The organism is Thauera aminoaromatica S2 (assembly GCF_000310185.1).
Lineage (GTDB): Bacteria > Pseudomonadota > Gammaproteobacteria > Burkholderiales > Rhodocyclaceae > Thauera > Thauera aminoaromatica.
Map to the genome: position 1 here is coordinate 1 of NZ_AMXD01000076.1, position 19,351 is coordinate 19,351.

General features: G+C 70.0%; 17 protein-coding genes, 3 tRNA genes and 1 pseudogene. 17 read left to right on the plus strand and 4 right to left on the minus strand.

Features of this window, described 5'->3' with window-relative positions; all coding sequences use genetic code 11:
* The 4 genes from sufD to sufT form a co-directional block, all read left to right on the plus strand.
* A partial coding sequence (sufD, locus tag C665_RS12220; protein ID WP_004311648.1) for a Fe-S cluster assembly protein SufD occupies positions 1-928 on the plus strand: 928 nt, incomplete at its 5' end.
* Positions 925-2,208, plus strand: a complete 1,284-nt coding sequence (locus C665_RS12225) for a cysteine desulfurase (protein ID WP_004311650.1) — start codon at positions 925-927, stop codon at positions 2,206-2,208. The genes sufD and C665_RS12225, both read left to right, overlap by 4 nt.
* The gene (gene sufU / locus C665_RS12230) at positions 2,205-2,669 is read left to right on the plus strand and encodes a Fe-S cluster assembly sulfur transfer protein SufU (protein ID WP_004311652.1); all 465 of its coding nucleotides are present in this window, start codon (positions 2,205-2,207) and stop codon (positions 2,667-2,669) included. Before C665_RS12225 ends, sufU begins: the two co-directional genes overlap by 4 nt.
* 18 nt (positions 2,670-2,687) lie before the next feature.
* On the plus strand, positions 2,688-3,257 hold the full coding sequence (sufT, locus tag C665_RS12235; protein ID WP_004311654.1) for a putative Fe-S cluster assembly protein SufT: 570 nt from the start codon (positions 2,688-2,690) through the stop codon (positions 3,255-3,257).
* Positions 3,258-3,563: 306 nt separating this feature from the next.
* On the opposite strand, the gene C665_RS12240 is transcribed toward sufT, so the two are convergent.
* On the minus strand, positions 3,564-7,364 hold the full coding sequence (locus tag C665_RS12240) for a DUF748 domain-containing protein (RefSeq protein WP_040829161.1): 3,801 nt from the start codon (positions 7,362-7,364) through the stop codon (positions 3,564-3,566).
* A gap of 169 nt (positions 7,365-7,533) precedes the next feature.
* Positions 7,534-8,802 carry an MFS transporter gene (locus C665_RS12245; RefSeq protein ID WP_245537167.1) on the minus strand — a complete coding sequence of 423 codons (1,269 nt, stop codon included), beginning with the start codon at positions 8,800-8,802 and terminating at the stop codon, positions 7,534-7,536.
* 182 nt (positions 8,803-8,984) lie between these two features.
* Here C665_RS12245 and C665_RS12250 point away from each other — a divergent pair, with 182 nt between their 5' ends.
* From C665_RS12250 to C665_RS12275, 6 genes are all read left to right on the plus strand, one after another.
* On the plus strand, positions 8,985-9,443 hold the full coding sequence (locus C665_RS12250; protein WP_004311660.1) for a hemerythrin domain-containing protein: 459 nt from the start codon (positions 8,985-8,987) through the stop codon (positions 9,441-9,443).
* The gene (locus tag C665_RS12255) at positions 9,440-9,664 is read left to right on the plus strand and encodes a DUF2249 domain-containing protein (protein WP_004311662.1); all 225 of its coding nucleotides are present in this window, start codon (positions 9,440-9,442) and stop codon (positions 9,662-9,664) included. The genes C665_RS12250 and C665_RS12255 overlap by 4 nt, the downstream gene beginning before the upstream one ends.
* Positions 9,661-10,959 (plus strand): hypothetical protein, encoded by a 1,299-nt coding sequence (locus tag C665_RS12260; protein WP_004311663.1) that lies wholly within the window; start codon positions 9,661-9,663, stop codon positions 10,957-10,959. Before C665_RS12255 ends, C665_RS12260 begins: the two co-directional genes overlap by 4 nt.
* A gap of 71 nt (positions 10,960-11,030) precedes the next feature.
* Positions 11,031-11,107: transfer RNA gene (locus tag C665_RS12265), tRNA-Pro, on the plus strand.
* Positions 11,108-11,134: 27 nt separating this feature from the next.
* Positions 11,135-11,211, plus strand: a tRNA-Arg gene (locus tag C665_RS12270).
* Between the two features lie 43 nt (positions 11,212-11,254).
* A tRNA-His gene (locus C665_RS12275) sits at positions 11,255-11,330 on the plus strand.
* A 154-nt stretch (positions 11,331-11,484) separates the two neighbouring features.
* Here C665_RS12275 and ypfH read toward each other — a convergent pair.
* The gene (gene ypfH, locus C665_RS12280; protein ID WP_004311665.1) at positions 11,485-12,105 is read right to left on the minus strand and encodes an esterase; all 621 of its coding nucleotides are present in this window, start codon (positions 12,103-12,105) and stop codon (positions 11,485-11,487) included.
* Positions 12,106-12,114: 9 nt separating this feature from the next.
* Positions 12,115-12,942: a dioxygenase family protein gene (locus C665_RS12285; protein ID WP_004311667.1), complete on the minus strand. Its 828-nt coding sequence runs from the start codon at positions 12,940-12,942 to the stop codon at positions 12,115-12,117.
* Positions 12,943-13,221: 279 nt separating this feature from the next.
* Between C665_RS12285 and C665_RS12290 the strand changes: the two genes are divergently transcribed.
* The 7 genes and pseudogenes from C665_RS12290 to C665_RS12315 form a co-directional block, all read left to right on the plus strand.
* Positions 13,222-14,121, plus strand: a complete 900-nt coding sequence (locus C665_RS12290; RefSeq protein WP_012585237.1) for a LysR family transcriptional regulator — start codon at positions 13,222-13,224, stop codon at positions 14,119-14,121.
* Positions 14,122-14,238: 117 nt separating this feature from the next.
* A complete protein-coding gene (locus tag C665_RS20970; protein WP_157277050.1) occupies positions 14,239-14,928 on the plus strand; it encodes a glutathione S-transferase family protein in 690 nt (229 codons plus the stop codon).
* A gap of 89 nt (positions 14,929-15,017) precedes the next feature.
* Complete coding sequence (locus C665_RS12295; protein ID WP_012585236.1) at positions 15,018-15,614, plus strand: Pvc16 family protein; 597 nt, start codon at positions 15,018-15,020, stop codon at positions 15,612-15,614.
* Entirely contained in the window at positions 15,611-16,378 is a 768-nt protein-coding gene (locus tag C665_RS12300; RefSeq protein ID WP_004311671.1) for a hypothetical protein, read from the plus strand. Before C665_RS12295 ends, C665_RS12300 begins: the two co-directional genes overlap by 4 nt.
* Before the next feature lie 44 nt (positions 16,379-16,422).
* On the plus strand, positions 16,423-18,597 hold the full coding sequence (locus C665_RS12305) for a phage tail sheath family protein (protein ID WP_004311672.1): 2,175 nt from the start codon (positions 16,423-16,425) through the stop codon (positions 18,595-18,597).
* A 17-nt stretch (positions 18,598-18,614) separates the two neighbouring features.
* Positions 18,615-19,073, plus strand: coding sequence for a phage tail protein (locus C665_RS12310; RefSeq protein WP_004311674.1), 459 nt, complete (start codon positions 18,615-18,617; stop codon positions 19,071-19,073).
* A gap of 4 nt (positions 19,074-19,077) precedes the next feature.
* Positions 19,078-19,351 (plus strand): annotated as a pseudogene (locus C665_RS12315) (hypothetical protein); the annotation flags it as partial.

Sequence of the window (19,351 nt, forward strand, 5' to 3'; positions counted from 1 at the left end):
CGCCTTCGGCCAGGCCGGCGACGGCGAGGCCCCCGCCGCGCTCAACGCCGCGCTGGCCGCCGACGGCGCCTGGATCCGCCTGGGGCGCGGCGTCGCCGTGGAGCCGCCGATACACCTCGTCTTCCTCACCGCGACCGTCGCCGACCAGCACCTGCGCAACCTCGTCGTCACCGAGCCCGGCGCGCAGGCAACGATCGTCGAGCACTACCCGGCCGGCGCCGCCGGCAGCACGCTGACCACCGCCGTCACCCGCGTGCTCGCCGCGCAGGACAGCCACGTCACCCACCTCAAGCTGCAGCAGGAGGCGCCCGAAGCCATCCACCTGGCGACGATCGAAGCTGAGCAGGCCCGCGGCGCGGTGTTCGCCTCGCACTCGCTGTCCTTCGGCGCCCGCCTGGCGCGCAACGACATCCGCACCCGGCTCGCCGGCGAGGGCGCCGAGGTGCTGCTGAACGGCCTCTACCACGCCGACGGCCGCCGCCATGTCGACCACCACACCCGCATCGACCACGCCCGCCCGCAGGGCACCAGCCGCGAGTTCTATCGCGGCCTGATCGACGGCAGCGCGCGCGGGGTGTTCACCGGGCGCATCCTGGTGGCCCAGGACGCCCAGCGCACCGACGCCATGCAACGCTGCGACAACCTGCTGCTGTCCCGCCTGGCCGAGGCCGACGCCCGCCCCGAGCTCGAGATCTACGCCGACGACGTCAAGTGCGCCCACGGCGCCACCGTCGGCCAGCTCGACGAGGACGCCCTCTTCTACCTGCGCAGCCGGGGCGTCGACGCGGTGCACGCACGCCAGCTGCTGACCTACGCCTTCGCCGCCGAGGTGCTCGACCGCATCGCCCACGCGCCGCTGCGCGCGTTCGGCCGCGCCGCGCTGCTCGAACGCCTGCCCGATGGCGCCCGACTGGAGGAACTGCTGTGAACGCTCCGTGTGACCCCGGCGCGCAGACGCCCATCCTGGACCTTGCCGCCGACTTCCCCATCTTGTCGCGGCCGTTGCATGGCCGCCGCCTGGCCTACCTGGACAACGGCGCCACCACGCAGAAGCCCGCCGCGGTGATCGAGGCCGAGGCGCGCTTCTACCGCGAGTCCAACGCCAACATCCACCGCGGCGTGCACTGGCTGTCGCAGCACGCCACCGAACTCTACGACGGCGCCCGCGCCACGGTGCAGCGCTTCCTCAACGCCGCGCGCGCCGACGAGATCGTGTTCACCCGCGGCACCACCGAGGCGATCAACCTGGTGGCGCAGAGCTGGGGCCGGCCACGGCTCGCGGCCGGTGACGAGATCCTGCTCAGCACCATGGAGCACCACTCAAACATCGTGCCCTGGCAGCTCGTGTGCGAGCAGACCGGCGCGGTGCTCAAGGTGATTCCGGTGCGGGACAACGGCGAGCTCGACATGGCGGCCTTCGCGGGCCTGCTCGGCGAGCGCACGCGGCTGCTGGCGATCACCCATGTGTCGAACGCGCTCGGCACGGTCAATCCGGTGGCCGAGATGACGCGGCGCGCGCACGAGATGGGCGCGGTCGTGCTCGTGGACGGCGCGCAGGCGGTGGCCCACCAGGCGGTGGACGTGCAGGCGATCGGATGCGACTTCTACGCCTTCTCGGGCCACAAGCTCTACGGCCCAACCGGCGTCGGCGCGCTCTACGGCCGCGCCGAGCTGCTGCGCCACATGCCCCCCTGGCAGGGTGGCGGCGACATGATCCGTACCGTCGCCTTCGACAACACCACCTTCGCCCCGCCGCCGCAGCGCTTCGAGGCCGGCACGCCCAACATCGCCGGGGCGATCGCGCTGGCTGCGGCGATCGACTACGTCCAAGGCGTCGGGCTCGCGCGCATCCACGTCCACGAGCAGGCCCTGCTCGACTACGGCACGCGCGCGCTCGCCGCCATCCCCGGGGTACGCCTGGTCGGCACCGCGGAGCGCAAAGCCGGCATCCTGTCCTTCCTGGTCGACGGCATCCACCCGCACGACCTCGGCACCATCCTCGACGCCGAGGGTGTGGCGATCCGCGCCGGGCACCACTGCGCGATGCCACTGATGACGCGCTTCGGCATCCCCGGCACCGCGCGCGCCTCGCTCGGCCTCTACAACGGCCTCGCCGACCTCGACGCGCTGGTCGCGGCGATCCACAAGGCGCAGGAACTGTTCGGCACGCGCGGCGGCACGGCGTCTGGCAACGGGAGAGTGGCATGAGCGGGATGCAGGATTCGCTGCGCGAGCTGTACCAGGAGGTGATCTTCGATCACAACCGCAACCCGCGGAACTACCGCCCGCTGCCCGCCGCCAATCACCACGCCGACGGCCACAACCCGCTGTGCGGCGACCAGCTAACGGTGTACCTGCAGGTCGAGGACGGCATCGTGCGCGACTCGAGCTTCGTCGGCCACGGCTGCGCGATCTCCACCGCTTCGGCGTCGCTGATGACCGAGGCGGTCAAGGGCAAGCCGGTCGCAGAGGTCGAGGCGCTGTTCCGCGACGTCCACGCGCTGCTCACCGAAGGCCGCGAGGCCGCCGACCCGGCGCGCGACTTCGGCAAGCTGGAAGTGCTCTCCGGGGTCAAGGAGTTTCCCGCGCGGGTCAAGTGCGCCACGCTCGCCTGGCACACCCTGCACAACGCGCTCGTCGGCGAGCACGAAACCGCACACACCGAATAAGACCTCGAGGAGCACATCATGGGCGACCACTACGGCGAAACCGATTCCCGCGTGCTGCAGCGCGACTGCGCGGCGGTGAGCGTGCCCTGGGGCAAGGCGGAGACGCTCCCCGAGGGGTCCTACGCGCTGGTGACCCAGCGCCTGGGCGGCTCGATCACGGTGATGTGCGGGGGCAACCTCTACCGCATCGACGAGCGCAACGCCGACGCGCTCGGCCTCGAGCCGCAGTTGTCGGCAGCCCCGCCGGCCGACGCGGACGGCGAGCAGACCGCAGAGCGCGTCGAACAGGCGGCGTGGGCGCAACTCGCCACCTGCTACGACCCCGAGATCCCGATCGACATCGTGAACCTGGGCCTGGTCTATGCATGCACGGCAGAGCCGCTGGCGGACGGCAGGTTCCGTATCGCCGCGGCGATGACCCTCACGGCGCCCGGCTGCGGCATGGGCACCCTGATCGCCGAAGAGGCGCGCGACAAGCTGTTGCAGATTCCCGGCGTCGCCGATGCCGAGGTCAGCCTGGTCTGGGACCCGCCGTGGAGCCGCGAGATGATGAGCGAGGCCGCGCGGCTGGAGATGGGGATGTTCTGAGGGCAGCAAGGCGCATTCGGGCGTTCGTGCGAGTGAAGTCGGTCGTCACTGCGTCAATGCCCGCATCGCGACTTGCGTCGCTCCTACGGCATCGTGACTTGCGTCGCTCCTGCGGCGTCGTGACTGCGGCGTCGCGACTTGCGTCGCTCCTACGAAAACGTCGCGCGGGGAGAAAGCATCGAGCGTGGAAAAGACATCGCACGCATGGAGGAAACGGCACGCGCGTGGGAAACCTCCGCGTCGGGAAGGCGTCACGCCTGGACACCCTCCCGTAGGAGCGACGCAAGTCGCGATTTTCACGGCCGATCAGCGTAGCGAGAACTGCACCTCGCCGCCCTCGCCGAGCGCCTCCACCTTCGGCTCGAGCACGAAGACGCGCTCGCCGGGCACGCCCCCCTCGCCCGCCAGCCAATCCCGCACGACCTGCGCACGTGCGCGCGCCAGAGCCAGCAAGTCGTCGTCACCGACCTTCGCGTTGGCGCGCATCAGCGCCTCCATCTCCGGCACAGGAATGTCCTTGACCATGCCGACCAGGTTGCGCTCCTTCTTGAAGTCGGCGGCACGGTAGGCTTTCTTCAGCAGCTCGGCGTACTCCGCCTCCCCCACCTCGACCTCCTCGATCGAAGGCGCGGCCTGACCCTTGGCGATCATCGCCTTGAGCTTCTGCGCGCGCACCGCGTTGGTCAGCGCCGCCTGGCGCAGGCCGTCGAGGTCGGAGGCGGGGTCGGCACGGCCGACGATGTCCAGGCGCAAGGTGGGGCGATCGACCAGCGCCTGCGCGAGCGTCTTCAGCCTGCCCTGCTCCGCCTCGCCCAGGGTGGCCGTGCCCGCGGCGAGGTCGAGCTGCGAGAGCTCCTCGCCGCCGCCGAGCGCCGAGCCGAGCAGCGCAAAGGGCGAGGTGATCGCCTTGCCGATCAGGTTGAACAGCATCTTCATCACCAGGCCGAACACGCTGAACTGCGGATCGTCGAGCGTGCCGCTCACCGGCAGGTTGAGGTCGATCTCGCCGCGGCTGTTCTTGAGCAGCGACACCGCCAGCTGCACCGGAAGGTTCACCGCATCCGGGCTGTCCACCGCGTCACCGAAGGTGAGCTGGTCGAGGAAAATGCGGTTGGTCGCGGTGAGCTGGCGGTCGATGATCTTGTAGTTGAGCTCCGCCGACAGCTTGCCCTTGGCGATGCCGTAGCCGACGTACTTGCCGGAGTAGCTCGACAGCCCGGTGAGCTCGAAATCCTTCACCGAGGCGAGGATGTCGAGGTGGGCATCCTGGCGGAAGGGGTTGAGCTCGCCGGTGATCGACAGCGGCGCGCTCTTGTCCACCTTGCCGACGATCTCCACCCTGGCGAGCTTGTCCGAACTCGTGGAGAAGCCGGTGATGGTGCCGGCGAGCCCGGTCAGGTTGGCGTCGTAGTTGGGGCGGACGAAGCGGTCGCTGAAGGCGACGTTGCCGCGCTTGAGCTCGATGCGGTCGATGCGCACCGGCGGGGGCGGCGGGCCTGGGGGCGCGATCGGGGCAGTACGCTGGCCGTCGGCGGCCGCCCCACCCTGCATCTCGCCCTGCTCGACCTCCTTCGTGTGCGCGACGGCAGCCGCCGGCTTCGCGGCCGCTTCGGACTCACCCTTGACGCCGCCGATCTCGCGCAGGTTCAGGCGGCCCTGGCTGTCGAGGATCAGGCGGGTGTAGAAATCGTCGAGCGCGATGCGCTTGACGCCGAGCGAGAGGGGCTCAAGGCGCGCGTCGATACCACCGATCGCGAGCGTGCGCCAGCGCAGGAAGTCGGTCGCGTTCAAGCGATCGACCGAGGCGAAGTTCGCCACCCCGACGTCGCCGCTGAAGCTCGCGAGCAGCTTGCCGCGGCGGTCGGTGTCGAGCTTGAGCCGGCCCTTGGTGGTGAGGTTGCCGCGCGAGATCGCGATCTTGGTCTGCTCGAGCACGTAGGGCTGCAGCGGCAGCAGGTCGACGTTGCGTAGATCGAGGGCGAGATCGGCCTTGAGCGGCGCGATCGTCAGCGGCCCCGAGGCCGCCACCTTGCCGCGCTTGTTCAGCATGGAGTCGAGCTTGAACTGGATGGCGTCGCCCTTCGCGGTGGAGAAGCCGTCGAGCTCGAAGTCGATGCCCTCGAGCGTGGTGAGCACCGGCCGCGCCACGCTGCGATCGTCCAGCCGCACCGAGGCGCCGCGCAGCGCGAACTTGTCCACCGCGATCACCCAGTCGGGCTCGGCCTTGTCCTTGGCCGCCGGCGCGGAAGCTGCCCCCTTCGCCGGCGGCGGCACGAGCGCCCTAACGAGGTCGAACTCGCCATCCTTGGTGCGCACGGCGGAGACCGCCGCCCCCTGGAGCGCCACCCCGCCGATGCGCACGCTGCGCCCGGCGAGGTCGACCGTGGCGCTGCGCACGTCGAGCGCCGGCAGGCTCAGCGCCGGCGTCTTCGCATCCTTCAGCAGCAGCGCGAAATCGCGCAGTGCGAGCGCCTCGGCGCTGACCTGCACCGCCGGCGCGCCGTCCTTGCCGAGCGTCATGCGGTATTGCGCACCGCCGCTGAGACTGCCCTCGCCGATCGAGGCGCCGGGCATCGCCGCCGCCAGGTAGGGCGCATAGCGCGGCAGGCGGATCGACTCGAACTGCAGGCTGCCCGAGTACTCGAAGGGCGCCAGGCGCAGCACGTCCTCGTGGGTGAATTTCTCGCCGGCATCGGTGACGTAATCGAGGCGGATCTCGGCCGGCAGCTCGCCCTCGGTGGCGAGATCGCGCATGTCGAGGTTGATCGCCTCGATGCGCGCGCGGAAGGGCTCGGCCAGGCCGCGGTCCTCGAAGCGCACCACCCCGTCGCGGATGCGCGTGAGCGCGAGCAGGAAATCCGCTCCGGCCGGGGTTGCGTCGCGGGCATCGGCCACCGTCTTGCCGTCCGCCGGGGCGGCCGGCGTGGTGACGCCTGCGTCTGCCTGGGCTGCACCCGCGGCCGGTCCGGAAGCCGCCTTCTGCGCGACCTGCGCGGCGGCCTTGCCCCCTTTCGCAGCCTTGCCCTTTGCCTTCCTGGCGCCTTCGGCGGCCGGAGGCGATATCAGCCCGAGCACGTTGAGCCCGCCGTCCTTCAGCCGCACCAGGTCGAGCTCCGGACGTGCCAGGCGCAGCCGGGTGAAGTGCCAGCGCCCGATCATCGGCTGCACGTCGGCGAATTCGAGCTCCACCTCGTCCGCGGTCGCGACCGGCGCGCCCTCGCGATCCTGCAGCACCAGCTTGTGAACCTGCAGCGGACCGCGCAGGGAGAGCACCGGCGCACCCTCCACCGTCTGGCTGAACGAGAGCTCGAGATTGGTCGTCAGCAGCGCCGAAGGAAGGCGGAAGCGCGGCTCGATCGGCAGGTAGGCGATCCAGGGCGTGAGGTCGAACTCCTTCAGCGAGACGTCGAGGATGGTTTCTTGCGATTCGGCGAAGGGCTTGGTGCGCGCGTTGAGCAGCAGCGCGTCGCCGTTGAGCTTGGCCGAGAGCGAGGGTTGCACGAAGACATCCACCCGCACCGGCAGGTTGGAGACGAAGGGCACGCCGACGCCCAGTTCGGAGAGCTCGTGGGTGATGCCGCGCACGCGGTCGTCGACGCGCACAAGGCCGTCGCTGATGCGGATGTTGCCGATCGAGAACAGCGTCGGCGGCGTGTCCTCGGCGGGTTCCTCGCTACCGAGCGCGGCGATGCGCTCGAGCACGTCCGTCCAGTTGTGGCGACCCTCGGCTTCGAGCGCGACATGGACGCGCGGCTTGTCGAGGGCGAGCTCGTGCAGCACGATGCCCTTGCGCAGCAGCGACTCGAGCTCGAGGTTGGCGCGCAGCGATTCGAAGCCGAGCGCCTCGGCGCTGCCATCGGCCTCCATGATGCGCAGTCCGCCCACCTCGGCAGTAAGGCGGAAGGGGTTGATCAGCACGCGCTCGACGACGACCTCGCGCCCGAGCGTCTCGCCGAGCAGCTTCTGCGCGTAGTGCCGCGCCACCGGCGGCACGGCGAGGTAAGCGGTGGCCGAGAGCGCGAGCAGGATCGCGACCGTCCACAACGTCCGACGCAGCCCCTTGCGCCGAGGCGGCTGCACGGTCGAGTCGGTCGTGGGTTCAGACATGGGAAACTCCATCAGGATGAATTCGTCGCCGGAACTGCCCGGACATCATGCGGCGGGAGCCCGCCTGGCATGCGCCGGAGCCCGGCCGGGCGTTATTTTGCGCCGCTTTGTGGCGCTCGGGTAAGGAAGCTGTGCACACGCAACACGGTGAGACGGTCCATGCGGGCATTCAAGCCTCGCCCTTGGACGGCCTCGCCGCCGGGCGTCCGAGCAGCGGCAGATAGGCGAGCGCCTGCAGCGCGAGCAAGGCTCCGAAGCCCCAGGCCAGCGCGCGCGCAAGCTCCACACCCATGCCTCGCATGAGATCGAGGCCGATGCCGAAGCCCCACTGCACGCAGAAGGCGCCGGCGAACGCCATCAGGTTGAGCGCGGTGCTGACACGGCCGAACAGCGCGGGCGGAAAGGCGCGCGCCGCCGACAGGTAGATCTGCGAGTTGGCCGCGGTGAGCAGGCCGAATGCGGTCCACAGCGGGAGCACCGGCAGGTCGGACCACAGGATCAGCGCCTGCACCACCAGCATCATGCCGTAGCCCGCGCGCAGCAGGCCGAGCGGCTGGACTCCGGCGCGCGCCAGGCGCACGCCGAACACGCCCACCGCGAGCTGTCCGGCGAGGTTGCCGAGGTTGAGGGCCACCAGTACCGTCGCCGCACCGGCGATGTCGAAGCCGTTCACGTTCATCACCCACGGCACGACCCACAGACTCTGCAGCGCCATGAAGCCGCCGACGAAGAACACCGAGGCCGCCGCATGGCGCAGGAAGGCGGGCGCGGCGAAGATGCCCGCCACGACGCGCAGCGCGGCCGCCAGCGAGGCCTCGCTACGCGCCGCTGGCGAATCGGGCAGCGCGCGCAGCGCCAGCACCGCGGCAAACAGGGACACCGCGGCGATGATCCAGAACGCCCCGCGCCAGCCCAGCACCGGCAGCACCGCCGCGAGCGGCACGCTGGCGGTGAGCGCGCCGAGCGAGCCCGAGGCCATGATGAAACCGATCATCGAGCTCTGGCGCTCGGGCGGATACCACAGCGTGAACCCCTTCAGCGCCGCCATCAGGCAAGCCGACACCCCCAGGCCCACCATGGCGCGTGCGCCCGCGAGCGCGCCGAGCGAGTCGGCCATGGCGAACAGCGCGCTGCCGAGCGCCGCGAGCAACAGCAGCGCGGCCTCCACCCGCCGCGGACCGAAGCGGTCGAGCGCGATCCCGACCGGAATCTGCGCCGCGCCGAAGGCGAGGAAATACGCGCTGGTCAGCAGGCCCAGGCTGGCCGCCGACAGGCCGAGCTCGTCGGTGAGCCGCGGCGAGATCACCGCGTTGACCGTGCGCAGCAGGTAGGACAGGTAATAACCGAGCGCGAACGGCACGAACACCCGTACCCAGCCGCTCGTCGAGCCGCCCTTGCAGCCGTTCTCCGCCCCGCCCGACCGCCTCGTCCGGACCACCCGCGTCCCCTGCGAAAAAGCGCGCATTGTGCCTGCAAGCGCCGTGCCGCCCAAGCGATGCGGACTTTGATGCACGGCAAACAGTTGTCAATCCAACGCAGTCGGAATGCCCTTGACCTGCATCAATGCCGTTTGTCGCCCCCTGCGGAGAATTCGATACACCCGCCAGAGAGGAGACTCCGATGAATACCATTTCCGAACTCATGACCCACGACCACCGCGACTGCGACGGCATCTTCGCCCGCGCCGAGGAGCTCGCCTCCGACGGCGACTGGGCCGACGCTGCCGAAGCGCTGAAGAAGTTCGCGGACGCGCTCAACGCCCACTTCGACGCCGAGGAGAGCACCCTCTTTCCCGCCTTCGAGCAGGCGACGGGCATGACGCAAGGTCCCACCATGGTGATGCGCCATGAACACCAGAACATGCGCGACACCCTGGCCGCCCTGCAGTACGCCCTCGACAAGCAGGACGCCGACGACTTCGCCGGCGAGGCCGAGACGCTGCTGATCATGATGCAGCAGCACAACATGAAAGAAGAGAGCGTGATCTACCCGATGCTCGACAGCCGCCTGCCCGGCGACGAGCAGGAGCGCCTGTCGGCCTCGGTCGGCAAGCACCTCGGCGAGGCCCGCGCAGCATGAGCGGACGTGTCGTCGATGCCCGCGGCCTCGAGCCGCCCGAGCCCTTCGAGCGTGCCATGGAGGGCCTGATGGCCCTCGGCAAGGACGAGGAAATGCTGCTCATCCTCGACCGCATGCCGCACCCGCTGCTACGCATCCTCGATCGCGACGGCTACCGCCACGCCGAGGCCTTCCGCGACGACGGCGCGGTCGAGATCCGGATCCGGATCCGCCAGCGATGATGGGGCCGGGCCTCTCCTACGACGACACGCCGCCGTTCTCGGCACCGATCCGCTTCTTCCTCACCGCCCCGCTTTTCGGCGTGGCGGCGGGGCTGACGCTGATCTTTGGCGGCGAGATCCTCGTCTCGCGGTGGACGCCCGGCGCACTCGCCATCACGCACCTCTTCGCCGCCGGCTTCATGTTGCAGGTGATGCTCGGCGCGTTGCTGCAGGTCATGCCGGTGGTGGCGGGCGCGAGCATGCCCGCGCCGCTGCGCATCGCCGGCATCACTCACCTGGCGATGGCGCTCGGCGCCGCGGGGCTCGCCTTCGGACTGGGTGCCGGCGCACCCGGCGTCCTGCTCGGCGGCGCCGTGCTGCTCGTGGGCGGACTCTTCGTGTTCCTCTCCGCCGCCGCGCTGGGCCTCAGCCGCGGCGCACGCACGGGCAACAACACCCGCACCCCGCGCGATCTGCGCATGGCCTTCGCCGGCCTCGTCGTGACCGCGGTCCTCGGCTTCAGCCTGGTGCTCGTGCTCACGCGCGGCGTCGCCCTGCCGGTGCCGCTGCCGACCGTGGTGAACCTGCACGCCGGCTGGGGCTGGATGGGCTGGGCCGCAGTGCTGCTCGCCGCCGCGAGCTGGGTCGTGGTACCGATGTTCCAGATCACCGCTGCCTACCCGCAGCGCTTCACCACGCTGTGGGCACCGGCGGTCACCGCCACCCTCGTGTTGTGGACCCTCGCCGAGTATCTCGCAATCGATGCCGCGCGCTTCATCGCCATCCTCGCACTCGGGCTGCTCGGCGCCGGCTACGCGGGCACCACGCTGTACCTGCAGGCACACTCGCGGCGCAGCAAGCCCGACACGCCCTTCCTCGCCTTCCGCGAGGCCATGTACTCGGCGCTCGCCGGCGTCCTGGTGCTGGCGATCTCGCTGTGGTCCGACGCCGACTGCTGGCCGATCCTCGCCGGCGTGCTGATCCTGCACGGCGGTTTCGGCGGCACCATCACCGCGATGCTCTACAAGATCGTGCCCTTCCTCGCCTGGCTGCACCTCACCCAGGCCGGGCTCAAGGCACCGAACATGAAGAAGCTGCTGCCCGACACCCCGATCCGCCGCCAGCTGCGCGTGCGCACCACGAGTCTCGCCACGCTCTGCGTCGCGGTCTTCGTGCCGGTGCTCGCCCCGCTCGCCGGCGTCGTGCTGGCGGTCGAGTTCGGTTGGCTCTTCGCCAACCTGCTGCGTGTGGTGCGCGCCCGCCGCGATGCAGCGAAAAACGCCGGGCCGCGCCCCGGAAGCCACGCCAGCGCGTGATTCCGGTTTTTTTTGCGACGCGCGAATTTTGTTTGACGAACGAAAAAGGCATCTGTATAGTTCGCGGCTCTCGGGGTGTAGCGCAGTCCGGTAGCGCGCTTGCTTTGGGAGCAAGATGTCGGGGGTTCGAATCCCTCCACCCCGACCAGCTCACATCCCGACTGCCCGCCGGAAGCTGCCCGTAGCTCAATTGGATAGAGCACCGGCCTTCTAAGCCGGGGGTTGCAGGTTCGATCCCTGCCGGGCAGGCCAGGAAAAGTTTTTCGGGATTCCGGTTTTCCGGGGTCCCACAGTGGCGGCATTAGCTCAGTTGGTAGAGCACTGGATTGTGGCTCCAGGTGTCACCGGTTCGATTCCGGTATGTCGCCCCATCGATTCGATGTCCCGACGGGACCCGGCCAACGTCGGAAGAGTCCCGAAAGGTGCGCTGCAAGCATGAAAACCCACCCGAAGCGGTGGGTTTTTTCGTTTCCGGACACGCTGTTCGCTACCGCATCCATGCCCCATGGAGCAGCGCCGGGCCACTCAGGCAGCCAAGGCCTTCACGCGACCGGCGACGCGAGCATCCACACCATGCCCCAGATCCGGGAAGAACTCGACGCTGACGGCCGCACCGAGCGCCTGCATCGTCTCGGCGGCCATCAGGCTGTAGCGCGCATCGATCACCGGATCCTGCTCGCCGTGCAGCAGATGCACCTGCGTGTTCGCCGGCGCCATGCGCGGTGGCAAGGCAAAGCGGCCGGCGATCGAGATGACGCGCGCGGCGACCGTTTCCGGCAACTGGGTGGACTCCAGCGCCATGATCGCACCCTGCGAGAAGCCGACCAGCGTGGTGGCGGCGGCATCCACCCCTGCCCTCGCCTGCCAGTCGCGCACCAGGCGCACGAACGATGGCATGGCCTCGGCGATACGCGCCGGGCGGCTGTCCTCGGTCACCCCGCGTACCGAGAACCACTGCCAGCCGCCGCCCAGGTCGCTGGGGTCGGGTGAGCGCACGCTGACCACCCAGGCGCCCGGGTCGGCCTCGGCGAGCAGGCGGCCGAGCGGCACGAGATCCTCGGGGCGTGATCCCACACCATGGAAAAGCAGGATCAAGCGCGCCGCCGGGGCGGACGCTTGTTGAACGATGAGATCCTGATCGGACATGGTCGCGCCTCAGTCGGCCAATGCCTGGTTTGCGTCGGCACCCTTCATCGCGGCGAGGTCGGCACCGAACAGGAAGGAATCCATCGACAGCACGCCATGCACGATGCCCCCTTCGATGACGCTCGCGGGCACGGCCTGCGCCGCCGCGCCGGCGGCCACCAGCAGCGGCAGGTAATGCTCGGCGGTGGGATGCGCACGGCGGGCGTGCGGTGCGATCTCGAGCGCCTGGCGCAGGCGCGGGTGGTCGCCCGCCAGCACCGCGTCACGCACCCAGTGCGCGAACTCCGCTGCATAGGCTTGGGCGCGTGGATCACCGAGGCGGAACTCGTACAGGTTGTGGGTCAGGCTGCCCGAGCCCACGATCAGCACGCCTTCGCCTGCCAACGGCGCGAGCACCCGCCCGTAGTCGTAGGCGCCATCGGCGTCGAGCCATTCCGGCAGCGATACCTGAAACACCGGGATGTCGGCCTTGGGGTAAAGGTGCGACAGGGGCACCCAGGCACCGTGGTCGAGGCCGCGATCGGCATTCGGGGTGGCGGGCAGACCCGCCGCCTGCAGCAGTTCGAGCGCACGGCGCGCAGCGAGATGGGCGCCTTCGGCCGGGTACTGCAGCGTGTAGAGGGTCGCATCGAAGCCGCCGAAATCGTGGATGGTCGCGGGCCGAAGCGACAGCGTGACCTGCGGCTGGCGCGTCATCCAGTGCGGCGACGCCACCAGCACCGCGTGCGGACGCGGCAGCCGGCGGCCGAGCGTGGCGAGATTCGCGCCGGCGAGGCCGGGGTCGAGCGCGAAGGTGGGCGCGCCGTGCGAGACGAACAGGGTAGGCAGCATTTGCATCAGAGGTCTCCAGATGGACGGCGATGACGCGGGCCGACCGGCCGCTGTCGTCCCGGGCCCCCGGGGGCCCGGATACGCAGCGCGTGCGCGGCCCAGCCGGCGTAGGTGGGCAACAGGCGCTCGAGCGGGCCAGGCGTCATGGTGTTTCTCCGCAGGTTCCGCCGCCTTGTGCTGGTCTGGCGTCCTGTTGCGATGAACTGACCATTGCAACACTTTACGGGTCATCACGATTGAGATAAACAGCCATCCAGACGAGAAACTGTTCCACATGAAGAGACAATGGACCGATTTGTCGAGATGCAGACCTTCTGCGCGGTGGTCGATGCCGGCAGCTTCGTGGGCGCGGCCGAGGCGCTCGGCTTGTCGAAGGCGACCGCCTCGCGCTATGTGGGCGAACTGGAGACGCGACTCGGTGTGCGCCTGCTCCACCGCACCACCCGGCGCCTGTCATTGACCGAGGACGGCGAACGCTTCTACGCCCGCAGCCGGGAAGTGCTCGCCGGGCTCGAGGAAGCGGAAGCCGAGCTGCATTCGCGCAGTGGCGCGGCACGCGGGCTGTTGCGCATCAACGCCCCGGTCACCTTCGGCATCCGGCACCTCGCGCCCCTGTGGGGCGCGTTCCGGGACCTGCACCCGCAGGTGCGGCTCGAGGTGACGCTGGCGGACCGTACCGTCGATCTCGTCGAGGAAGGCTTCGATATCGCGATCCGGATCGCTGCGCTGCCCAGTTCCACCCTCGTCTGCCGGCAGCTCGCCCGCACGCGCATCGTGCTGTGCGCCGCGCCCGCCTATCTGGCAGCCCATGGCGCGCCCCGGCTGCCGGCAGACCTCGCCAGCCACACGGTCATCGCCTACAGCTACTGGTCCGGAGGCGACGAGTGGCAGTTCGACGGACCGGACGGCCGCGTGAGCGTGCGCACGAGACCCGCCGTACACACCAACAGCGGCGACACCTGCCGCGCGATGGCACTCGCCGGCCAAGGGGTGATCCTGCAGCCCGGATTCCTGGTTGCCGAAGATCTGGCGGCGGGCGCGCTGGTGGAGCTGATGCCCGCATATCGATCCGTCACGCTCGGCATCTATGCTCTGTACCCGACGCGCAAGTTCGTCCCGCCCAAGGTGCGCGCGCTGGTCGACTTCCTCGCCGAACGCTTCGCCGCGCCGCCGCCGGGCTGGTGAGGCCGCGCAGATCGCCGCGGTCGTTGCGCTCGGCGGAACAGTCCATCCGCCGGACAGGGCTGGGCCTTCAGCGGAGAGCTCGGCACCGACCTCGACGACGTCAAGGCTGCGCATCACATGCACGAGTTGTACACCCGCGCGGACCCGGCCTACATGGGACGTGCAACCGTGCCCGTACTGCGGGACCGGTCGCGCCACACCATCGTCAAGAACGAGTCTGCCGACATCCTGCAGATCCTGAACAGCGATTTCGGCGCCATGGCACACAACGACATCAACCTGCGCCCGCTCTCCGCCGATCCGAACATGATGGCCTACCTGCGCCGCTTGCTGGCGCTGCCCGCGTTTGCCGGCAGCACGCGAGCCGATCACATCAAGGCCGGGTATTACTCCATCCTGGCGCTGAACCCGACGGGCATCGTGCCGGCAGGGCCGCTCCTCGACGATCTCTGCGCGGGCAGCCTTCGTGAACTTCCCCGAGCACGGCGCAATGACGCCCTGCCTTTTGGTCCGGGCCGCCGCCGGGTCCGGCAAGCGGCTCGAGCAGGATCGTCAAGCCGCCCAGGGCGAAACCGACGTCACCGTGCGCCTGCGGCCTCGGCTCGGGGCCCGGCTTGCTCAGGTCGCCTGGCGCAGCACCGGCGGAGCCGGTTGAAGCTTCGCGCGGCCGCGGCGCGACACCTTCCCGGCCGTGGGCACGAACGCCCGCCCGGATGCAGGTCCCGGCCGGGCGAGGCCGCTCTGAAAACATTTACTTACATTTCGTCCTTTAGCGCGCTTCGCGCGATGTGCCACGTTTCAGAGTGAATCGCAGAACAGGCCGGTCCCTTCCTGATCGGTGATCTGCACCCGGCAACGCCGTCCCCCCAAGGCTCCGGCCTCGAAGCGAGGTAAGCGTGGCGTCGCATCTCGGAATCCTGTCGGCCTTGCGGGCATTGCGGGAACGCTTGGCGATCCGCATGGCCGTGCGCCTCGGCGGCAACCCGCAAGTCGAGATCCTGGGTTCGCAGACGCTCGCCGGCAAGCCGCAGGCCAACACCGACACGCTGGGGCTCTATCTGCATCGCATCTCGGTCGATCCCTTCAGCCGCAACCGCCACCTTCCGCCGCAGCCGGGACGCCACCTTCCCCGCCCGGAACTTCCGGTCAATCTGCACGTGCTGCTGGTGGCCTGGTGCACGCACACCGAGCAGGAGATCGAATACCTCGCCGCCGCGATCCAGATCATCGGCGCCGGGCTCGTGCTCGAGAGCGCCGACATGAGCCTCGCGGATCCGGACTGGGGGTCCGAGGACGTTGTGCAGGTGCTCCCGGAGGAGATGAGCACCGAGGACCTGATGCGGCTGTGGGACAGCCTGCCGGACGACTACCGGCTGTCCGCCCCCTACCTGGTAAAGACCGTGCGTCTCGCCCCCGATCTCGAGCGCGAGGAGGGACCGCCGGTGAAGACCCTCGTCTTCCCGATGCACGTGCCCGACGGGAGCGCGCGATGATCGTCGAGACCCTCGTGCTGCATGCCAGCGACTTCATCGAATGGGAAGACGCGAGCGGCGCCCAAGGGGGAGCACGGCGGCCGGTGTGCGTGCGCGCGTTCCGCATCCAGTTCGACGACGCGCCGGCCGATCTCGAGCTGGTCCACAAGAACACCGGCACGGCCCTGTGGCGCCGCGTGCCGGCCGGGCTGCGGCAGGTGATCGACGGTGAAGCGGACGCGGGGGCACTGCAGCCTCCGGACGAGCCGCTCTATGCGCTCAGCGGAGCACTGCTCGACCCCGCGGGGCACTACCTGCCGCGTCGTTTCGCGCTCGATGCCGGTCGCCGCACCGCTCACAAGCTGCGGCTGTACCGCTCGCCGCTCGGCACGCGCTTCGGTCGCGCTGGCGGGCTCGTCGGACGCACCGCACTCGAGGACGGCAGCGCGGTGCCCTGGGCCCTGCTCGCGCTCCGCGTGACCCCGCCGCTGGCCCCCCCCTTCGACTTTGTCGCCCAGAGCGACGCGCGCGGCGAGTTCCGGCTGGCGCTCGAGCGGCTCCCGGCGCTCACCAAGGACGCCCCGGCGGCGAGCTACCCCGGCCTGCTGGAGGTGCGCGCCGCCGCCGCCGGCACCAACCCCGACACCCTCCCCGTCGCGCGCATCCGCGGCAACGGCAGCGGCGACGGCGCATTCAAGACACAACTCGTGGTGGACATTGCGCCCGGGCGCATCGCCACCCTGGCCAGCCCGGGACGGGAAGCCCTCGTCCTGCGGTTTCCCTGACCCGCCGGGTGGACAGGCCTCACCGGCAACGAAGGAGAAGCGACATGCCCGAGTACCTCGCTCCAGGCGTCTTTGTCGAAGAGACGAGCTTCCGCAACAAATCCATCGAGGGGGTCGGCACCAGCGTCGCCGCGCTGGTGGGCCCCACCCGCAGCGGCCCGCTCCGCGGTCTCCCCGAGGTGCTGACGAGCTACGCGGACTTCGAACGCATCTACGGCGACGCGCACGACCTGGCCTTCGGCGCGGACGGCGAGGCCGTGCTCAACCACACCGCGCACGCGGCGCGCGCCTTCTTCGACAACGGCGGCAAGCAGCTCTTCGTCGCCCGCGTCATGCAGGGCGTCAACGGCCTCGCGGCGGACGCGGCCGGCGTGTGGCCCGGTGCCGCCATGAAGGCCGACGCCGGAAACACGCTGAGGTTCTTCAGCCGCTTTCCGGGCCGGATGGGACGGTACACCCTCGAGCTGCGCTGGCGCGACAGCGAGAACCTGCTGCGCAGCGAGACCGCGGCAAGTGCCCGCGCAGGCGCGCTCTACTTCCTCGAGGCGCGGGGCGTGTCGCTCGCCGCGAAGGCAGCCGGTCCGATCGACGACGCGGCCTTCCCGGTCGACCTGCGGGCCATCGTCCGGCTCGACGGCGCCAACCTGGCGATCCAGGACGGGCGCGCCACGATCGTGTCGAGGGCCGACGAGGATGCCCCCGCGGCGCTCGCGGCAAACCAGATCACCAGCCTGATCCCGGCCCAGCTGCCCGCCGGCGCGAGGCTCACCCGCGTGTTCGCGCGTCCGCCCGCATCCGGCGCACTGGCGGCGGGCACGCCGGCCGAATTGCGCCTGGCCGAGGTCGTCGATCTCGCCGCCTTCACCGGCGGTGCGGGCTGGGGCAGCCGCAAGGCAGTGCGCGGCACACTGAATGCCGCGGGCGAGGTCTTCACGGCCACACCCGCGCTCAATCCGGGCCTCGCCGAAGCCGTCACGCTGCCCCTCGCCGCACTCGCCGCGGCGCCCGGTGCCGCGCGCGCGCTGTTCGTGCTGCGCAGCTTCGACGTCGATGTGCGCAACGGCGGCAAGGACGGCGAAGTGATCCGCACCTACCCCGGCCTGACGACCGCCGCCACGGGGCCGACCAGCCTCGCCGCCGGGCTTGCGGTCACACCCGACCGTCGCGCCGAGGCGCTGAGCTCGCCGGTCGCCTGCCGCCTCGCCGCGAACGCGACCGATGACGCGATCCTCGCCGCGCTGCTGTCCATCTGTGCCCCCGCCGCGCGCGACCCGGGCGAGGCCTCGCTCGACGAACCGCGCTACCTGATCGAGCTCGAGGGCGGCAGCGACGGCGACGAGCCGGGCGCGATCGACTACGCCGGCGAAGCCGACGAGACCAAGGGCAGCACCGGACTGAAGGCGCTCGAGGACGTCGAGGACGTCGCCATCGTGATGACGCCCGCAGCCGCGGGCAGCGCCGAGGACGTGCACAAGGCGGTCGTCATGGAGGTGCAGAAGCACTGCCGGCGCATGCGCTACCGCATCGGCATCGTGGACGCGCGCGCCGGGCAGAGCCTCGGCGAGCTGCGCGCCTTCGCCGGCAACTTCGACGACTCCCGCCTCGCGCTCTACCACCCCTGGGTGGTGATCCCCGACCCGACCCGCACCCGGCGCGACATCACGGTGCCGCCCGCCGGCTTCATCGCCGGCGTGTATGCGCGCACCGATGTCGACCGCGGCGTGCACAAGGCGCCCGCGAACGAGATCGTCATGGGTGCGCTGCGCTTCGACCAGCAGATCAACGCCTTCCAGCAGGAGCTCCTCAATCCGAACGGCATCAACTGCCTGCGCTCCTTCGCCGGACGCGGCCACCGCGTGTGGGGCGGACGCACGCTCTCCAGCGATCCCGAATGGAAGTACGTCAACGTGCGGCGCTACTTCCTCTATCTCGAGCGCTCGATCGAGAAATCCACCCAGTGGGCGGTGTTCGAGCCGAACGGCGAGGCACTGTGGGCCAACATCCGTTCCAGCGTGGAGGACTTCCTCTTCGCCGAATGGCGCAACGGTCGCCTGCTGGGCGCCACGCCGAAGGAGGCCTTCTTCGTGCGCTGTGACCGCTCGACGATGACCCAGAACGACATCGACAACGGCCGCATGGTGTGCCTCGTCGGCGTCGCCGCGCTCAAGCCCGCCGAATTCGTCATCTTCCGCATCGGTCAGAAGACCGCCGACGCCTGAGACAAGGAGAGATCGTCATGGCCGTGTTTCGCGAAACCCCGTATTCGGCATTCAACTTCCTCGTCGACCTCGAACCCGGGCAAGGCGAAGAGGTGCAGGCCGGCTTCTCCGAGGTCTCGGGCCTCAACGCCGAGATCACGGTCGCCGAGTACCGTGCCGGAAACGACCGCGTGAATTACGTGCGCAAGGTACCCGGCATCCACAAGGCGGGAGACGTGACCCTCAAGCGCGGCGTGATCGGCGCGCAGAACCTCTACGAGTGGCTCGAGCTCGGGCGCACCGGCAAGCTCGCCCAGGTCAAGCGCGACATCGTCGTCAAGCTGCAATCCGAGGATCGCGCCGGCACCGTGGTGAGCTGGAAGCTGCGCGGCGCGATGCCGATCAAGTGGACCGGCCCGACGCTCACCGCCAAGGGCGGCGGCGACATCGCCATCGAGGAACTGGTCCTCTCGGTCGAGACCATCGAGCAGGAGTGAGGCGGTGCTGCTCGCCGACAAGCGCATCGAGCTCGATGCACGTCCCACGGCGCGGCGGCTGGCGCCGGTCGAGGTCGTGCTGATCGGCCATTGCCCCTCGCTCGACGGGCGTGCGCGCTGGGACAGGCTCGCGCGCGACCCCGCCGTGCTCGGCGAGATCGCGGCGCTGGGCTTCGGCGCGGAGGTCGAGCGCCTGCGCGCCCTCGCGGCGGGCGCCACCGCGGGCGAAGCCGGCGACGAGGCCTTGCTCGCCCTGTATCGGCTGCCGATCCCGATCC